The sequence below is a fragment of the Fulvivirga lutimaris genome, assembly GCF_009711525.1.
Taxonomy (GTDB): Bacteria; Bacteroidota; Bacteroidia; order Cytophagales; family Cyclobacteriaceae; genus Fulvivirga; species Fulvivirga lutimaris.
Genome location: NZ_SMLV01000434.1, coordinates 19412 through 39206 on the forward strand (window position 1 = coordinate 19412; position 19795 = coordinate 39206).

Genomic DNA, 19795 nt, shown 5'->3' on the forward strand with positions numbered 1-19795 from the left:
TAGTAGAATTGAATAGAATTAATCATTGGTTAAGAAGTCAATTAGGAATATCTAAAACCGAAGCCAATGGTATGATAATTCTGATTCCTTTAGTGTTTCTATTCATTGTTTCACCCTATTGGTATCGTAATTATAAGGCTCAAAATGTGGAGTTGCTGATTGAAGATCAGCTGGTATTAGATAGCCTGGTGGCAGTTTGGAGAAAGTCAATTATCATCGACTCCTCTTCTGGAGATATCGAACCTTACGTTGTCCATCGCTACAATAAATTTAAAAGCAAGCGATTTGAGTCTACAGAAAGAGCTGACAGAAAGCCCGAGAAAAAGGTATATAAAGTTAAAATAGAAACCTTTGACTTAAATTCTGCTGATACTATAAACTTTAAGCAAATAAGAGGAATAGGCAGTGTTCTATCTAAAAGGATCATTAAATACCGCGATCTTTTAGGAGGGTTTACCAACAAGGGGCAATTAAAGGAAGTTTATGGCTTAAAGGATTCGGTCATTCTTGCGCTTGATTCTGTATCTACATTGTCGGTAGCATTTACACCAGAGCAAATAGACATCAATAAGGCGGATGAATACAGCCTATCCAAGCATCCTTACATTTCAAGAACTTTAGCAAAAGCAATTATTAATTACCGGTTTCAGCACGGACCATTTAACCAAGTAGCTGACTTACAGAATATTCACCGATTAGATTCGTTAAAGCTGCAGCAAATAACCCCATATATTAAATTTCAAGAACCGTAATTAATACACGGGAGTGTCTCAATTATTTATTATTTTTTGGTTACTTGGTTTCTCCTTATGCTAGATGTCCTCAAATCATATTTAAAACGACTGACCAATCTATCAGCCAACAACAGATCTCTGTTGCTTTTAAGGTTGAATAAAGATCAATATCTAGATATCAAGGATTTGCAGTTTGTTAATAAAAATGGTCCTTTCGGGATTATTGAATCTCTTATTGGTGGACATAGACATACACTTTGTCAACAATTTGATAGCAGAGATGAGGAAACTAACAGATTAAGCAATCAGCTAAAAAAGATATCGAGAACCGAAAAGTTCATCTATGATGAGCGTGGTTCAAAAGACCTTTATGTGGGATGGCCATTTGTAAAGGGCAAACTTTCTGACGGTACGCCAGTGCGTGCGCCATTATTATTTTTTCCGGTTGATCTTGATTTAACCAATGGAAAGTGGATTCTTAAACCGCGTGCAGATGAAGGGGCCTCATTGAATAAGTCTTTTCTATTGGCATATGGTCATTATAATGGCGTAAAAATCTCAGATGATTTCCTTGATAGAAACCTTGAAGATTTTGATACTGACAGTACTGTTTTCAGAACATCTTTATATCAGCTTTTTAAAGACAGTGATATAGAGCTGAATTTTAATCAGGATAATTTTCAGGATGACCTGCAGAAGTTTGAAGACTACAAGAAGGCAGATTTTCTTGAAAAGCATGGTGATGGTGAGTTGAAGCTATTCCCAGAGGCTGTGTTGGGTATATTTCCGCAGTCAGGGTCATACCTTGTGCCAGATTATAATACCCTGCTGAGCAATAATTCTGTTCAGGATGTTGAGGAGTTTTTTATTGGCAGAACACCAAAGGAAGAGGCATCAGTTTATAAGCGATATTCATTTCTTGATAGTGTTGAAGAAGAAAAGACCTTTACACCATTTAAGATGGATGCCCATCAGGAGAATGCACTTAAAGCAATAAAGAAAGGTAATTCTGTTGTAGTGCAGGGGCCTCCGGGTACCGGTAAATCACAGCTGATCTGTAATCTAATATCAGACCATATTGCAACTGGTAAAAAGGTGCTGGTAGTGAGCCAAAAACGGGCGGCACTTGATGTGGTTTACAATAGAATGCATGAGAAGGAGATGACTCCTTTTATGGGGCTTGTTCATGATTTTAAGAATGACAGAAAAACCATATTTGAAAAAATAGCGAGTCAGGTTGATAGAATTGATGAGTATAAGATGCTCAACAATGGATTGGATGCCATTCAACTCGAAAGAAAATTTTTACAGATCAGTAGGCGCATTGATCAGATTACTGAAGAGCTGGAAGAGTTTAAGTTTGCTCTGTTTGATGAAAGCGAAGCAGGGGCTTCAGTCAAGGAACTTTACCTTACCTCTGATTTGGAGGGTGAGGCTATCAATTTCAAACAAGAATATACACAGTTCAAGATCAATGAGCTGGATAACTTTATTCTCCATCTTAAGGATTATGCAGAGCATATTCAGGCATTTGGAAGGCCAGACTATGAATGGTTTGACAGGCGCTCATTCGAGAATTATAGTGTCGGAGACCAGCGGACAATCAATGAAATTCTAGACGAAATTCCTTCATATCAGGAGGAAATTGCTAAACGAGCAGAGGAAATTGTAGGCTTCAGGCTTACACTCGAAGACTTTGAGTTTATGCTGAGCAAGCGAGATTTTATTGTAGAGATGCTCGGTACATTGAAGAATGATAAGGCCTATAGCTACTTTCAGCATTTGTCAGGATTTAGTGATGCAGAGACCAGTACGCTGTGGTTATCAAATATTGAAAGGGTTTTGATGGAGTGTTACAAGGGCGAGGGCCCGGAAGTTTCACTCCCTTCAGATCAGCTCGGCAAGTTTCAAGAGACTTTGCAGCGTAATATCGATGCGCGCAGAAGTTTGTTTCGTTTAGTAAAGTGGAGATTGTTTTCAAAAGATAAGTACCTCATTAAAAGAGTACTTGTTGAAAATGGTTTGAAACGAAACAGGGAAGGCTTTAGAACATTGGTTGAACGTATTGACAACAGGTTAAACCTCGAGCACAACCTTACAAAACTCAAATCCAGAGAATGGGTACCTGATGTGCCTACAAGCTATGAGAAGGTGCATTTTCAGACTTGGTTTCATCTGCTGAAGCTGACCATTAAGTCAAAACTGATCTTTAATTCGCTTAGAAACTTTAAGCAGTATTTCAGTGTGCAAAAGATGGAATATACTGAGCTTAAAGATGGAATAGAACAGTTATTTCAAATCATAAAGGAAATACCACAAAAGAAGGAAAGATGGCTGATTTATCTTACTGATAGTCAGATTACAGCTGTAGAGCGGAAACCTGAGTATGTAAACCGACTAAAGGAAACACTTAAAACTGATTTTGAGGAGCTGTGTGAATTTGATAGAGTAAAAAATGAAATGGCTGTTCACGAGATAAAAGCCATTGATAAGCTAATTCAGGAAACTGATATTACTGAGTCACAGACATTGGAGAAAATATTTCAGAACAGCTTAAGACTAGCCTGGATAGAGCATATTGAGACCAAGTTTCCAATTCTTCGTTCTGTGTCTTCTCGTAAATTTCATAAGCTGGAAGCTGAATTACAGAACCTTGTCAAGGAAAAATTGATGGTCAGTAATGATATGTTGCTGCTGCGATCTCGCGAAAGAACCTATGCCAATGCTACGCATAATAGGCTCAATAATATGGTCACTTATCGTGATTTATATCATCAGGTAACGAAAAAGCGCAGGGTTTGGCCGATTAGAAAGGTGGTGGCTGAGTATCAAGAGGAGTTGTTTGATTTGGTGCCTTGCTGGCTGGCGAGTCCCGAGGCAGTGTCAGCAATATTTCCTATGCATGAGATTTTTGATCTTGTCATTTTTGATGAGGCTTCTCAATGTTTTTCAGAGCGCGGTATACCAGCCATGTACCGTGGTAATAAGGTGCTAATTGCTGGAGATAGCATGCAGCTTCGTCCTAATGACCTGTATCAGGCGCGCTACGATGATGAAAATGACAGTCCTGATCTGGAGGTGGATTCTCTACTCGAGCTGGCCGATAGATATTTGATGGGGATTCAGTTGAATGGTCATTACAGGAGCCGATCGTTAGATCTTATTGATTTTTCTAACAAGCATTTTTATGGAGGTAAATTGAAACTGCTTCCTGATTTTGATGTGGTTAATAGTAAAGTTCCTGGTATTGAGTATCATAAAGTAGATGGTGTTTGGGAAGGTAATGTCAATGACATTGAAGCTTTGAAAGTAGTAGAAATGTTACTTGATCTGGCTAAGGAGGACCAGCAGAAACAAGTTGGCGTTGTTACTTTTAATGCTAAGCAACAGCAGCATATTCTGGATAAAATAGATGAGAAATTTATTGAAAGAGCCGTGTTGTGGCCAGAAGGCTGGTTTGTTAAGAATATTGAAAATGTGCAGGGAGATGAGAAGGATGTGATCATCTTTTCTACTGCCTATGCTCCTGATGAAAAGGGTAAAATGAACATGCAGTTTGGTAGCTTAAATGCTGTTCATGGTGAAAATAGATTGAATGTAGCAGTAACAAGGGCTCGTGAAAAAGTTGTAATTGTAAGTAGTATAATGCCAAATCAGCTGAAGGTTGAGGATAGCAAAAATGAAGGGCCAAAGTTGCTTAAGAAGTATTTGGAATATGCTCATCATGTCAGTAATGGAAAATTCACTCCCTCATTGCCAGAAACAAAAGGCCATCGTCCTGATTGGTACCTTAAAACAGCCTTACAGAAGTGGACCTCTGAGCAGATTGATTCGGTACAGCTTTCTGAAGAGTTACCATTTGCCGATATTACCGTAAAGTGCAAGGGTGATTATCAGGCTTTAATAATGACGGATGATGAGCTTTACTTTGAAAGCCCTTCTATTAAAGACATTCATGTTTATACCCCTTTTACCCTAAGTAAAAAACACTGGCGATTTAGAGGCTTTTTTAGTCGTGAGTGGTGGAGCCATCGCCAGCAAGTTCAGGAAACTATAATGAGATTTATAGAGGGTTCTTAGGCCAAGAATATTTTATGATTAACTTATGGTAGGAATTGATTTTTGCTAAAAATTCATCATTTTATCAAATATTTGACAATTAATCTTACATAGTAATAATGATAGGTTCAATCGTTTGTTATACCTTATAATTCTGAATTACAATTAGTTAAGTCAATGGGTTTGCGCAAAATTCAATAATTGCTGTTTGGTTATAATTTTAAGTTGATGCAACTTTGCGCTTAATGGTTAAAGTAGCCGCTAGATATTTTCTTTCACTTTGTATCCTTCTTTTGAGTGGATACGGCTACCTCTCTGCCCATGCTGTTCATGATTCTTTTGCGGCTGATGCCAGTGCCCAACAGCAAACACATTTCAACATTATTCATAATCATGCAGCTAATCCTGGCATTCTAACTTCAAGTACTGAAAGGGAAAAAAGCAAAGACCCTATTGAGTTTGCAGAAGAAGAGGAGGTTGAAGAGAACAAAGAGTCTTCTTCCAAAAAATTATTAGAGATCAGTGATTTCTATGTTGTCCTTCTTGATACAAAGCAGGCCTTATTTTATTCCCATTTTATCAAGAGCCGCTTATTATTCTATGAGCGCAGTTCTTACTACTCTTCTGAAGAACCCCTCAATATTGAGCTTGGGGTTTTCTTAATATGATTTAACCTTTTCAGGCTTTTCATTGCCTGACAATAATCCTGTTTTCTTAACATCCTGTATTCGATAGCTTAAGCTAAACAGGCGTTTGTGTTGTGCTATATGCACTTCACAATAATCATAAAATTTTATTGGTTAATAAATATTTAAAACAATGAAGAGAATTCTCTTAATCATGGGTTTTGGTGCATTGATATATAATACAAGCTGCAACTCGGGTCATGGTGAACATACGGAAGAGGAAACCAAATTTTTGGTAACTAGTCCTGCCAGAATGGATACATCTATTACTAAAGATTATGTATGTCAGATCCATTCTGTTAATCATATTGAAGTAAGAGCTTTAGAAAAAGGCTACTTGCAAAGCGTATTTGTAGATGAAGGGCAGTTAGTTAAGAAGGGGCAGCCTATGTTTCAGGTTATGCCGATGCTTTATGAAGCTGAACTGCAGAAAGCTCAGGCGGAAGCTAATTTCGCTGAAATAGAATTTTTAAATACCAAGTCACTAGCAGACAGTAATGTGGTATCTAAAAATGAGTTGGCGTTGGCCAAAGCCAAATTTGATAAGGCCAAAGCCGAAGTATCACTTGCTCAGGTGCACCTTGGTTTCACAAGGATAAAAGCGCCTTTTGATGGTATAATGGACCGTTTTCATGTAAGAATAGGAAGTCTTGTTGATGAAGGTGAACTGCTTACCAGCTTATCTGATAACAGCAAAATGTGGGTTTACTTTAATGTACCCGAGGCTGAATATTTGGATTACAAAACGACTATTAATAAAGATAGTCTTATCGAAGTGAACCTGATGATGGCAAACAATAAAGTGTTCCAATATCCAGGCAAGATTGAAACGATAGAAGCTGACTTTAATAACGAGACGGGAAATATTGCTTTCAGAGCCACTTTTCCTAATCCTAAAGGTCTGCTAAGACATGGTGAAACAGGTAATATATTGATGAAAGTGCCATACAAAAACGCCATGCTGATTCCACAGAAGGCAACTTTTGAAATCCTTGATAAAAGATATGTTTATGTGATTGACGAGCATAATACTATCAAGTCAAGAGAGATTCAGGTTGCTGCTGAATTGCCACATATTTATATAGTTGAGGGTGGTTTGAAAGAAGACGATAAACTGCTGCTTGAAGGACTACGTCTGGTAAGACAAAATGACGAAATAAGCTATGAATTCGTAGAGCCCGATTATGCGATCTCGCATTTGAGCCTCTATGCTGAATAATTAAGTATCCCAAACTACAAAAGAAATGTTTAGTAAAATTATTCATAGACCGGTTTTCGCCATTGTAATTTCCATTATTCTGGTCTTTACAGGAACGCTGGCTATCAAGCAGTTACCGATTTCGCAATTCCCACAAATTGCTCCCACAACAGTAAATATTTTTATTGCTTACCCTGGTTCTAGTGCTGATGTATTGGTAAAATCTACCCTCATCACATTAGAAAACTCTATTAATGGTGTGCAGGGTATGCGTTATATGGCTACCGATGCTACTAGTGCTGGTGAGGCTACTCTTAGGGTAATCTTTGAACCTGGTACTGATCCCAATCAGGCCGTTATTCGGGTGAAGACCCGGGTCGATCAGGTCATGCCTTTGCTGCCCGAACTGGTGCAACGTGAAGGGGTGATTATTACGCCTATCCAGCCAAGTATGTTGATGTATGTCAACCTCTATAGTACAGATGAACACATGGATGAAAAGTTCTTGTACAACTATGCTAATGTGAACATGATTCCTGAAATCAACAGGATCAAGGGTGTAGCAAGAACACAAATATTGGGGAGTAGAACCTATGCCATGCGTGTTTGGCTCAATCCTGACCGTATGCGTGCTTATAACATCTCCATTGAAGAGGTAATGGAGGCCATGCAAGAGCAGAGTATTGTTGGTCGCCCGGGGCGATTAGGGCAAAGCTCTGGTATTGAAGCTCAGTCGCTGGAGTATGTTTTGACTTACAAGGGTAGGTTTAACAAACCTGAAGAATATGAAGGCATTATTATCAGAGCCAATTCTGAAGGTGAGAGCATTCACCTTGGAGATATTGCCAAGGTAGAGTTAGGCAGTGAGTTTTTTGATATTTATTCCAATTTGGATGGTCATCCTTCAGCAGCTATTGTATTGAAGCAGAATTATGGTAGTAATGCCAGTGATGTAATTAAGGAGGTGAAGGCTAAGCTTAAGGAGATGGAGGCAGAATTTCCTCCAGGGGTTGACTATAAGATCTCTTATGACGTATCACAATTTTTGGATGCCTCTATTGAGCAGGTAACCCATACTTTAAGAGATGCTTTCATACTTGTTGCTCTGGTGGTGTTTGTTTTCCTTGGTGATTGGCGCTCTACATTAATTCCAATATTAGCGGTGCCTGTTTCATTGATAGGAGCATTTTTCGTAATGCAGTTTTTTGGACTTTCTATCAATCTGGTTACACTTTTTGCTCTTGTATTGGCGATAGGTATTGTGGTTGATGATGCCATTGTAGTAGTAGAGGCTGTGCATGCCAAAATGGAGGAGGAAAATATATCTCCTTACAAAGCTGTGCAAAAAGTGATGCGTGAGATTAGTGGAGCGATTATAGCCATTACTATGGTTATGGTATCTGTATTTCTCCCTATCTCTTTCATGACAGGGCCTGTGGGTACTTTTTACCGACAGTTTTCTATTACTATGGCCAGCTCAATTGTGCTCTCAGCTTTGGTGGCACTTACACTTACTCCGGTATTGTGTGCTATGCTATTGAAAAACAATCATGGCAAGCCTAAAAAGAGAAATATACTGACTAAGGCACTGGATGCTTTCAATAGTGGCTTTGATAAAGTGACAGGTAAATATGTAGGTTTACTCAGAGTTATTGTAAACAGGAGATGGCTTACGTGGGGCATTCTAATTGCCTTTTGCATTGGTATATTTTTCGAGAATCAAATTCTACCCTCAGGTTTTATTCCGGGAGAAGATCAGGGTACTATCTATGCCATTATCCAAACTCCTCCTGGGGCAACTTTGGAAAGAACCAATGAGGTTTCTCAAAGGCTACAGAAGATATGCGAGGAGATTGAAGATATTGAATCTGTATCATCATTGGCTGGTTATGAGATTATGACCGAGGGTCGTGGTTCCAATGCTGGTACCTGTCTTATCAACCTTAAAAACTGGTCAGATCGTGATCATTCGGTTCATGAGGTGATGGAGGAACTTGAGGAGAAATCAAAGGGTCTTGGCGCCATAGTTGAGTTCTTTGAGCCACCAGCAGTACCAGGATTTGGTTCTTCAGGTGGTTTCTCTCTAAGGCTTCTTGATAAAAACACAACTACTGATTATCGTGAGTTTGATAGAATAAACCAGGAGTTTATGGACAACCTGCGCAAGCGCGAGGAGCTGGCAGGATTGTTCACATTCTTTGCGGCTAACTATCCTCAATATGAGTTGATTATTGATAATGAAGCTGCCATGCAGAAAGGTGTTTCTATTGGTAAGGCCATGGAAAACCTAAACATCCTAATTGGTAGTACCTATGAGCAGGGTTTTATCAGATTCAACCGGTTCTTCAAAGTTTATGTACAATCAAGTCCAGAGTTTAGAAGGCTTCCTTCTGATGTTCTAAAACTGTTTGTGCGAAATGAAGCTGGTGAAATGGTGCCTTATTCTTCTTTTATGAAAATCGAGAAGAAGCAGGGGCCTAACGAGATTACACGTTACAACATGTACAATTCAGCGGCCATTCGCGGGTTGCCAGCTAAAGGTTTTACCACTGGTGATGCCATCGATGCCATTAGAGAAGTGGCTTCCACAACTTTGCCGAGAGGTTATGATATAGCTTGGGAAGACCTGTCATATGACCAGTCGAGACAAGGTAATGAATCGCTTTATACCTTCATTATTGTATTGGCCTTTGTGTATTTGGTGTTAGCGGCACAGTATGAGAGTTTTATTCTGCCTTTGGCAGTACTATTCTCTTTACCTGTCGGAATATTTGGTTCGTTCCTACTCCTCAAATTGATGGGGTTAGATAACGACATATATGCACAGGTAGGTCTAATCATGCTTGTAGGTCTGCTGGGTAAAAATGCCGTGTTAATTGTAGAGTTCGCGGTACAAAAGCATCGCCATGGAGCAACTATTTTCGAGGCGGCTATTGAAGGTGCCAAAGTCCGTTTCCGTCCTATTTTGATGACTTCCTTTGCCTTTATTGCAGGATTAATACCATTGGTAATTGCTCATGGAGCTGGCGCCATTGGAAATAGAACTATAGGTTCTTCAGCAATGGGAGGTATGATGCTAGGAACGGTGTTCGGGGTGATTATCATTCCGGGGCTGTATTACATATTCGGAAAAATGATAGAGGGTCGAAGCATGATTAAGGATGAGTATGATCGACCACTTACAGAATTACCACAACATCATAAATCGAAAGAAAAACATGATTAAGAGTATTATAAATAAGTGTTTGGGAGTTGCGTGCACGGCTGTAATCTTTACAGCGTGCACCATTCCTACACTAGTTGACAAATCGGTGAATACGAAGACTCCGGAGAGCTTTAATACCTCTATGGATACTACTAGCACCGCTACCCTGCAGTGGAAGGATTATTTTACAGATCCTTACCTAATTGCTTTGATAGACACGGCTTTGAGTAACAATCAGGAGCTGAATATCACATTGCAGGAAATACAAATTGCCCGAAATGAAGTAAGAGCGAAGAAAGGTGAATATCTCCCTTCCGTGGGCATTGGAGCTGGCGCAGGTGTGGACAAGGTGGGCAAATACACCAGAAATGGTGCTGTTGAGTCTAACCTTGAAATAGATGAAGGCAAGGAATTTCCTGAGCCTTTGGGTGACCTTATGGTTGGTGCTTATGCTAACTGGGAGGTAGACATCTGGAAGAAACTCAGAAATGCTAAAAAGTCGGCCATGATGAGGTACCTATCATCTGTAGAAGGTAAAAACTTTATGGTGACTAATCTAATTGCTGAAATAGCCAATTCATATTACGATTTGTTGGCGCTTGATAATGAATTAGAAAACGTGCAGAGTAACATCAAGATTCTTAACGATGCTTTGAAAATTGTTAAGCTTCAGAAGGATGCCGCTCGTGTTACCGAGTTAGCTGTACGAAGGTTCGAAGCTGAGGTGCTGAAGAACCAGAGCCGTCAGTATTATATCAAGCAGGAGATAGTTGAAATTGAAAATGAGATCAATTTTCTTGTGGGTAGATATCCTCAGCCTGTGGAGAGGGATTCAGAATCTTTTATCGATTTGGTTCCTCAGTCCATACAAGCGGGTATTCCTGCTCAGTTGTTAGAAAATCGCCCTGATATCAGACAGGCAGAAATGGAGCTTGCAGCAGCTAAACTTGATGTGAAAGTAGCCAAGGCAAGATTTTACCCTTCATTGGGAATATCTGCCGGGGTAGGTTTTCAGGCATTTAGCCCAAGTTACTTTGCCAAAACTCCAGAGTCATTGTTGTATTCACTGGCAGGCGATGTTATGGCACCTTTGGTTAATAGAAATGCTATTAAAGCAGACTATATGAGTGCCAATGCAGCGCAGATTCAGGCAGTTTATAATTACGAGCAGGCAGTTTTAAATGCTTATATAGAGGTAGTTAACAAACTATCGCTGATTAGCAACTTGAACAGTAGCTATGAGCTGAAGGCCCAGCAGGTGGAGGCGCTTACGCAGTCAATCACTATTTCTACAGTATTGTTTAGATCGGCCAGGGCTGACTATATGGAAGTGCTGTTGACACAACGTGAGGCTTTGGAAGCTAAGTTTGAGCTGATAGAAACTAAAAAGCTACAGCTAAGTGCTTTTGTAAATATGTATCAGGCATTAGGAGGAGGTTGGCATTGATATGTAAGGTTAGTATCAATGCTGGTTTTGTTTGATAGGAGGCCCTGAATACAGGGCCTCCTTTTTTGTTTCTATTTTCCAGAAGCGGCTTTTGCTTATTCAGAATTCATGACGGGTTCAACATTTTTTACAAAGTCAGTTGATTAGATATCTAATCCTTAGTCTTTTATTTTATACCTCTTACCCTGCTTCAATTTTTGATTAGCGTATCCTTTAAAATAAACCGGTATTGCTATGTCTCTTTCTTTGCGAACAACAAAATGCAGGTGAGGCCCACGGGTAAAACCTGTTACTCCTGATATACCAATTTTGTCTCCCATAGCAACGATATCACCTTCTTTAACAAAGCTGCCGTGATAATCCAGATGGACATAAGAGGCGATAGTTCCATCATCATGCAAAATCAATATTTTATTCGCAGCGTTTATTAATTCTCTTCCTCCTTGTTTTGTGAACCAGTCAATCACTTTGATAACCAATCCGCCCCTGGCTGCATATACAGGTTCACCAACATTTAGCTGAAAGTCAATGGCATACTTGGACCTTGTACTGTTATGAGAGGCCTTGCCATTAAAGCTTTGACTGACTTCATACTTTTTACCTTCCTTGAAAGGCAGTCTGTACTGAAAGTCCAAATCTGGTTCTATGACGGATTTATGCCCTATAAAATAAGCTAATCGCACACTATCGCTAAATTCTTGTCGAAATACAGAATCTACTTTTTTTCCTGTGTAGTTGAGAAATACAATACTATCAGATGGTTTCAATAAAAATGACTTCAACTCTTTGTCATTAGCTCTGCTATAAAAAATAACTTCAATGGGTGCTAATGTTTGGTTTTGTGCAGTAAACTTTAAGATTGAAGAATCATGCTGCCATGCAAAAGTGAGGTCATCTTTGTAGGAATAGGGCTCATCATCCTGCTTTTGGGCAAAGCAGAAATTGGTTAAGGCTAGTAGTGGTATTATGATGAAGTGTTTATTCAACGGTATTTGTTAAATTAATCTAAGTCTTCATTGGTGTGTTCAATAAAAAGGACTCATTACTAATAATCTATTGACTATAATACCAAATAAGAATTGATTGTTCTATATGAATTACGATTACTCTTTTCTACGCCTCACTATTTTCACAACCCGCTTATAAGCGATTTCCGCTAAACTCCATTCATAACCATTAAAGTCAGTGGTATTGTTAAATTGGATAACAACAGCATCTATGTCTTTGTGGTATTTGGCAATACTTTGATAGCCAGGAAGCAGGCCTGTATGTTCGTAAAAATAAATGGAAGAATAGATTTTCTGTTCCCCTTCTTTGAACACCGATCCATCGTTTAATGCCCTTAAGAAAATACCCACATCCTCTGCTGTAGCCACCATTGAGCCAGCAGGGCTTATAAATTCATTGTACTTCAGATCATCATCATACCCCACATAATATCCACTCATCACATCGTCCATATTCACTTCACTCAGCAAACTGTAAGTATGGTTTAGGTCAAGCGGTATCAATATTTCACTTTTGATATATTGATGATGACTATAGCCCAATGTTTTATCAAGGATTTTGCCTATCAACAAATAATTCGTATTCGAATACCTATATTTTTTATCAGGTTCATAGTCGGCAGGCTTATCAAGTATTAATTTAAGATTATCGCTATCGGCTTTTGGTGGAGCTTCCCAATAGCCAGGCGTGTCTGTAAAATTGGAAATGCCACTTCTATGTTGCGCCAACATTCTCAAGGTAATTTTATCAGCATTTTCAATTCTTCCTTCAAGTTCTGGCATGTAATCAGCCAGTGTTTTATCTAAAAACAACTGATTGTCATATACCAATTTAGCAACTGCAACAGCCACATATAACTTGCTGATACTTGCAATTTTGAATAATGCTTTCGGATCGGCAGGTATTTTGTTTTTACGGTCATGCCACCCGGCCGCGTAAAACTCTGGTGGCTTTCCTTCCTGATCTACATATACAATCATGCCATCAAACCCATAATCAATGGTCTGATTTAACTGTTCCTGAACAGTATCAGGCAGTGGTTTGATCCAGGCCTTTACCAAAATCCATGGTACAAAATATAGCGAGCCTATACTGGCGGCAATAAATAATATTCTTAACATTAGTTTTACTTGTTTCTTATTCATAAACTCAGTGTATCTAAGAGGTTAGTTTCTATTTAGTGTTGTTCAAAAGCGGAACCTTGTAAGCATGATGTTATGCTTAAAACTAACAAATCCCAGCCTTAAGCCATAGCCAGCTTTTTCTCTTTTACCATCTTCAACCCGAACAGCGGCCTTATCCAGTTCACTCTTTTTACTACAAATTCGTACGTTACAAAGCATCCTACCAAAGTGATGATCACTACCAAGACAAACTTTGCAAAAGCGGGTATTGCCATCGGAAACAGCAACCACGAACCCAAATAGAGGAATACCATGTGCAGGATGTAAACAGGATAAGCAGCCTGACTTAAATAACTCAGTATATTGCTGGGCTTGTTAAGATACTTGTGGGCAAAGCCAAACACGGTAAAAATCCAAAGGTTAGACTCAATGGCCTTTAGATAATAGGGTGCATTAAATTCACCTTCCTGTACTCTCAATCCATATAATATGGACGCTATAATAAGCATTACCCATCGCCATTTAGTCACATTGCTCCAAAATGTCCGGCCGCTATAAACACATAGAAACCCAGTCAAAAAAGCGACCATGCCTAACCAGAAACCATGGGCATTCATGGCATAATATTCAAAACTTTCTGGGTTAAGCAGCTCTGCTTCTGCAATGAATGGAAGGATGACAACCAGTAGCCCCAAAGGATGGCCCATGACCTTGCTGATCCATTGATGCAGCTTCCCATCTGGGTTATGTTTCAGGTAGAAAAACAGAGGTGTAAAAATGAGTACATAAATGAATATGTTGCCTAAAAACCACAGGTGCATAGGGCTTACTACATAGTTTAAATCCTGATTATAATACTCTTGCCATAGAAACACGTGCAATGGCACAATGGCCAGCATCCCGAAAGTAAAAGGCACTAAAATTCGTTTTGTACGCTCAATTAAAAGTGCTTTCCAATCTCGCCTCTGGATGGCGAAGTAAACGCCCATACCAGAGACAAAGAATAATAGTGGAATACGCCAGATGTTGAGCATCGCCATAGGAGTCCATAGCCACTGCATAGTTTCGCTGTTTTGGATAAACCCGATGAACACCCCCCAGGGTTGAAAGCCCACTGCTATGTGGTAGATCAGTAATAGACCTATAGCAATGACTCTCACCCAATCAATATCGTATCTTCTTGTAGTTGACATTGTATTAATTATTTGCCGTTAGCTTGAATCATTTCAGCAATCAAAGGGCGATTGGCCTGCAACTGCTCATAATCCAGTTTCAAACCTAGAGGTCCAAGGTCTTTGCTTAATTGATCATAAATGGGCTTTACACTCTCAAATGGACCAGACACAGACTCATAGGCAGTAGAGTTGTAGGAGTTACGAACTGAAGCATCAACACCTTTTTTAAGCAATGCCTTTACAATTTCAGTGCGTCCGTAGAATGCTGCAGTATGAAGTGGTGTAGAACCATCAGCACTGGTTGCATTTACATTGGCGCCACCTTCTATTAATAACAAGGCCACATCTGTTTTTCCGAAAGTAGCGGCAATGTGTAAGGGTGTTGATCCATAAGCATCCTTCTCATTGAGATCAGTTTTAGCGGCAATATGCTTTTTCACTGCCTCTGCATTGCCAAAAAATGTAGCCTCATGTATGGTAGCTTTCGGTGCTTCTACTTTTACTTCTTCCGAAGTTTCATCTGCAGTTTTTTCCTGCGCTTGATTACAGGAAGCCGTTCCTAATAGTATAATAGTAAGGCTTAGGACAAACCAATTTTTTACTGTTGTTAATTTTAAAGTTTTCATTGTTTTTGTGTTTTGTGATTAACATTTATTTCGATGATACAAAGCTCAGAAGGAAGGCAGTGCGCCACTAAACAGCCATGCTGCAAGAGTTGTCAGCTATGCGTTTTATGTAGAAACTATGCTGATAGACTATAAACTATGATGCAAAAGGGCGATATTGAGCTGTTGTGAGTGGTATTTAAATTCCCGATTATTGCATGTCCACATATTGATATAAATGTCAGATTTCCAGACCTCTAAGAGTACTTTTTTAAAAAAGGTAGTTGCCATTATTGAAGATAATCTTGCCGATGAACACTTTGGTGTAACTGAGTTGGCTGATAGCATTAGTATGAGCAGGTCAAATCTGCTGAGGAAGGTGAAGCAGGAAACTGGGGAGTCTGTAAGTGTACTGATCAGGAATGTAAGACTACATAATGCAAAGCAGCTTTTGAAAGATGATACTTTGACGGTATCGGAAATATCCTATCAGGTGGGTTTTAGCAGCACTTCTTATTTTACCAAATGCTTTAGAGAATTGTATGGCTATACTCCTGGTGAGGCAGGAAGCAGAGCAAAGCTTGAACAGGAACAAGAAGCTGCTGAAGAAGCGCAGCCAACCTCTCAGGATAAACGAAATATGACCTGGCCATTGATCATTTCTTCATTAGCCATTGTAGCGGTAATGCTGTTTTTTTATTTCGACAAGCAAAAACCTGTTCAAAATAACCTCAGTAAATCCATAGCGGTATTGCCCTTCAAGAATGACAGTGCAGACAGTACGAACATCTACTTTATGAATGGGCTGATGGAAGCCATTCTGGACAACTTTCAGAAGATAGAAGATATAAAGGTGACTAGTCGAACCACTGTCGAGAAGTACAGGGGAATCGCCAAGACCATTCCTGAGCTATCCAAAGAACTTAATGTGAGTTATTTTATTGAAGGCAGCGGTCAAAAAATTGGGAATGAAATTTTGCTTACCATTCAGTTAATTGAGGCACCAAGTGATAAACACTTGTGGTCAAAGCGATACAAGCGTGAGATCAATGATGTTTTTGAGTTACAATCTGAAGTAGCCAAGAGTATTGCTGGCGAGATCAATGCTATTATTACCCCTGCTGAAAGAGAGCGCATCGAAAAAATACCGACCAACAATCTGGTGGCCTACGACCATTATTTAAAAGGTAAGGCTTTGCTTGATGACGAAACGGGCGAAGGACTGAGAGAGGGCCTTGCAGAGTTTAAGAAGGCCATTCAGGAAGATGGGCAGTTTGCTCAGGCCTATGCCTACATTGCTATTTCATACTATTACCTGGACCTGTACCAGACAGAGCAGAAATATACTGAAGATTTGAAGAGCTATGCTGACAAGGCCATGGAGTTGGATTCAGCGCTGGGTGAAAGTTTGATCGCCAGATCTTTGTATTATATGCAAACCAGGGATTTTAATAAAGCCATTGACTCTTTTGAAGAGGTGTTGGAATACTACCCCAATGTGGCCTGGGTGCATAATTTCTTGTCCAACATTTATGGGTTGATACTTCCTGATACCGAAAAATATCTTACGCATGCGCTTCAGGGTATTCGGGTGGCAGTAGCAGGTCAGGACTCTGCAACGGCCAGTTATACTTATTTGCATTTGAGTAATGCACTGGCACAATCCGGTTTTATAAATGAGGCAGAGACTTATATTAAAAAGTCGCTGGAGTATAATCCTGATAACTTATATTCTCAGTACCTGTACGTCTATATTAAAATGGCACGGGATTTTGATTTGGTGAGAACCAAGAAGGAATTATTAGAAGTACTGGCACAGGATACTACTAGAGTGGATATAATTCAGGAAGTGGCGAAGGTATGCTACACGATGAAAGATTATAAAGAGGCTTGGCAGTATTATGATCGGTTTATTAAGTTGAAGGAAGCACTGCAATTGGATATCTACCAGAGTGAAGACATTAAAATAGGTTATGTACTTGAGCAGTTGGGCCGTAAAGAAGAAGCCAAGCGCTACTATAACAGTTATTTGAAATATGCTGAAAATGATCAGTCGATGTATAGAGATTTGAGCCTGTCCGCTTATTATGCAACCATGGGTGATACCGATAAAGCCATGGATCACTTAAAGGCCTTTTCTGAGCAGGATAATTATCAATACTGGATCGTGCTGTTTCTAGATAAAGACCCGATCATTCCGCAAATGACAGATCATCCTGATTATCAAAAAGTGATGAAAAAGATCAAAGATAAATTCTGGGCAAAGCACAAAGAGATCAGGGTAATGCTAGAGAAGAAAGATGTTATCCAGCCTTTGAAAGGGGATTTGTAGTTGGCATTAAAACTCATAGGCCTTGTTAAGAAATTACTTTTTAGTAAGCCTAGATTTATGTACAAATCCATGAATCGGGTATGGCGTTCCATTCTTGTAAATAATGACTTTCCACCAGTTGTAATTAGGATCTTTCCAATATCTAAAGTCAGAATTCGGTAATAGTTTATAAACAATATTTGACTTTATTATTGGTCTCATTCTCACATTTACATATCCATCAGGGTCATTAATTTTTCCAACAATGCCCTTTATCAATTCTTCCGATGTTGTTTCATATGGTGAATAGTCCATATACGATCCATTTAAGCATTTAACACTATTCAAATCATGAATTTCTTTAAATCTCATAGTTTCACGATTTACTCTCCATGCCTGTATAGTATTGTTAAAATATTGGAATGTCTGAAGTGGATGCTTCTGCCAATAGGTTTTTTGATTTTCAACTGTAATGGCAAAAATACTTATATCATTATTGTCACTTAAATCACAGCTTAAGTAGTTTATATTTTGACTCTCACCATTTTTAAATGGTACTTTAATTTTATCTAAAACCTTGACTTGACTTGCGTATTCCATTATCCCCAATACGAATAGATATGAAGTATCATTCCTAAATTCAAACACAAAACTATTTCCCATTCCAAATAAGTATCGTCCCTCATGAATTTTATCTGCAACTGTGTCAATGGTTATTTGTTTATGAAGACCATACTCTAATACATTTCCTTCATCTTCGATGTTATATGTACAAACAAAACATGGGGGTTTATCTTTAAAATTAAGGTATTCAATATCCCCTTTTTGATAGTTAATTATGTCTTGGGAGAATAACAGAGGCGTATATAATACTACAAAGCAAAGAATTGAATAAGATTTCATGATTTTCATGCGATGCATTTATCACAAACACCCACCGAGTGTTTGTCATTTATATTAGTAAGCTTTAAAACTAATAAACCATACTTATTATTTCACCTCAATTACTTTTTTCATCGCAACTAACATTAAATTTATTCCATGGTATATGATGTCATTGTAATTGGGGTTGGTTCTATGGGATCGGCCACCTGTTATCAGCTAGCTGCACGGGGTGTGAAGGTGCTGGGTATTGAGCAATTTGGTATTAGCCATGAGAATGGTTCGCATACCGGCCAAAGCCGCATTATTCGCAAAGCCTACTTTGAGCACTCCGATTATGTGCCGTTGTTACATAAGGCTTATGACGGCTGGCGTCATCTGGAAAAGAAGTCGAGGAGGCAGTTTTACTGGCCTACAGGCATTGTATACTTTGGTGCTGAAGGTGACACTACACTAACATCTATAAAGCGTTCGGCCGACACCTATGACATAAAGCTGGATCAACTGGACTTAGCTGAAGCTAAGCTGAAGTGGCCTCAATTTAAAACACCTTCACACTATGAGTGTCTTTTTGAGCCAGAGGCTGGTTTTGTAACTCCAGAAAGGGCTATTCAGACTTATGCTGAAATGGCAAAAGAACTAGGCGCGGAAATCCATACCAATGAGCGCATAGAAAAATGGGAGGTAGGCAGCAATGGAGTGACTGTTACTACCAATCTAAGACAATATAGAGCAAGCAGGATAGTATTTGCATCAGGCGCATTTTCTGAGCAGCTGCTTGATTTGAAAGTTAAGCTTAAAGTTACCAGGCAGTATTTGGCGTGGGTAAAACCGCAAAATAATTTCAAATACGATCCGGCCAATATGCCATGCTGGCTATTGGTGGATGAGGGCAGAGATGGCGCTTTTTATGGGTTCCCTCAAATGCCAACTGAAGTTGGTGGTCCAGAAGGGGTAAAGTTTGGCTATCATAACCCCGGAGAGGTTTATAGTGACCATGAGGATTTAGAGGTACTTGAGCGTGAGAAGGAATTACTCAATGATTTTCTGGCTCGCTATTTCAATCAGGTGAATGCTAAGTTAGATACAGTGAAGTCGTGCAAATACACCTATACTCCCGATGATCATTTTATAGTTGACCTGCTGCCTGATATGAATGAGCGTGTTGTGATTGCCTGTGGATTCAGCGGCCATGGTTATAAATTCTCACCAGTAATAGGCGAGGCATTAGCCGATCTTGCCCTGGAAGGCGGCAGTGATTTGCCTATCCAGTTTTTGGAATTGGGGAGGTTCTAAAACCCACCTCAAATTATTGTCTTGCCGGACTTGATCCGGCATCTCCGACATTTAGACCCCGGAAC

13 protein-coding genes are annotated in these 19795 nt (G+C 39.3%); 8 read left to right on the forward strand and 5 right to left on the reverse strand.

Features of this window, described 5'->3' with window-relative positions:
• Nucleotides 1–8: 8 nt before the first annotated feature.
• From E1140_RS20040 to E1140_RS20065, 6 genes are all read left to right on the forward strand, one after another.
• Nucleotides 9–752 (forward strand): ComEA family DNA-binding protein, encoded by a 744-nt coding sequence (locus E1140_RS20040; RefSeq protein WP_155188367.1) that lies wholly within the window; start codon nt 9–11, stop codon nt 750–752.
• Between the two features lie 57 nt (nt 753–809).
• Nucleotides 810–4814 carry an AAA domain-containing protein gene (locus E1140_RS20045; protein WP_155188369.1) on the forward strand — a complete coding sequence of 1335 codons (4005 nt, stop codon included), beginning with the start codon at nt 810–812 and terminating at the stop codon, nt 4812–4814.
• A gap of 224 nt (nt 4815–5038) precedes the next feature.
• On the forward strand, nt 5039–5461 hold the full coding sequence (locus tag E1140_RS20050) for a hypothetical protein (RefSeq protein ID WP_155188370.1): 423 nt from the start codon (nt 5039–5041) through the stop codon (nt 5459–5461).
• Nucleotides 5462–5612: 151 nt separating this feature from the next.
• Nucleotides 5613–6698, forward strand: a complete 1086-nt coding sequence (locus tag E1140_RS20055) for an efflux RND transporter periplasmic adaptor subunit (RefSeq protein WP_155188372.1) — start codon at nt 5613–5615, stop codon at nt 6696–6698.
• A gap of 25 nt (nt 6699–6723) precedes the next feature.
• A complete protein-coding gene (locus E1140_RS20060) occupies nt 6724–9903 on the forward strand; it encodes an efflux RND transporter permease subunit (protein ID WP_155188375.1) in 3180 nt (1059 codons plus the stop codon).
• The gene (locus E1140_RS20065; RefSeq protein ID WP_155188377.1) at nt 9896–11329 is read left to right on the forward strand and encodes a TolC family protein; all 1434 of its coding nucleotides are present in this window, start codon (nt 9896–9898) and stop codon (nt 11327–11329) included. Before E1140_RS20060 ends, E1140_RS20065 begins: the two co-directional genes overlap by 8 nt.
• A 158-nt stretch (nt 11330–11487) precedes the next feature.
• On the opposite strand, the gene E1140_RS20070 is transcribed toward E1140_RS20065, so the two are convergent.
• The 4 genes from E1140_RS20070 to E1140_RS20085 form a co-directional block, all read right to left on the reverse strand.
• Nucleotides 11488–12315 (reverse strand): M23 family metallopeptidase, encoded by an 828-nt coding sequence (locus E1140_RS20070; RefSeq protein ID WP_155188379.1) that lies wholly within the window; start codon nt 12313–12315, stop codon nt 11488–11490.
• Nucleotides 12316–12432: 117 nt separating this feature from the next.
• Nucleotides 12433–13458 (reverse strand): serine hydrolase domain-containing protein, encoded by a 1026-nt coding sequence (locus E1140_RS20075; protein WP_246203069.1) that lies wholly within the window; start codon nt 13456–13458, stop codon nt 12433–12435.
• A gap of 122 nt (nt 13459–13580) precedes the next feature.
• A complete protein-coding gene (locus tag E1140_RS20080) occupies nt 13581–14654 on the reverse strand; it encodes an acyltransferase family protein (protein WP_155188383.1) in 1074 nt (357 codons plus the stop codon).
• An 8-nt stretch (nt 14655–14662) separates the two neighbouring features.
• Entirely contained in the window at nt 14663–15262 is a 600-nt protein-coding gene (locus E1140_RS20085; RefSeq protein WP_155188385.1) for an ankyrin repeat domain-containing protein, read from the reverse strand.
• A gap of 217 nt (nt 15263–15479) precedes the next feature.
• On the opposite strand from E1140_RS20085, the gene E1140_RS20090 reads away from it, so the two are divergent.
• Complete coding sequence (locus E1140_RS20090) at nt 15480–17573, forward strand: helix-turn-helix domain-containing protein (protein ID WP_155188387.1); 2094 nt, start codon at nt 15480–15482, stop codon at nt 17571–17573.
• A 33-nt stretch (nt 17574–17606) separates the two neighbouring features.
• Here the strand turns inward: E1140_RS20090 and E1140_RS20095 are convergent, their stop codons facing one another.
• Nucleotides 17607–18464: an SH3 domain-containing protein gene (locus E1140_RS20095; protein WP_155188389.1), complete on the reverse strand. Its 858-nt coding sequence runs from the start codon at nt 18462–18464 to the stop codon at nt 17607–17609.
• Between the two features lie 129 nt (nt 18465–18593).
• Between E1140_RS20095 and solA the strand changes: the two genes are divergently transcribed.
• On the forward strand, nt 18594–19730 hold the full coding sequence (solA, locus tag E1140_RS20100) for an N-methyl-L-tryptophan oxidase (RefSeq protein ID WP_155188391.1): 1137 nt from the start codon (nt 18594–18596) through the stop codon (nt 19728–19730).
• Nucleotides 19731–19795: the final 65 nt, after the last annotated feature.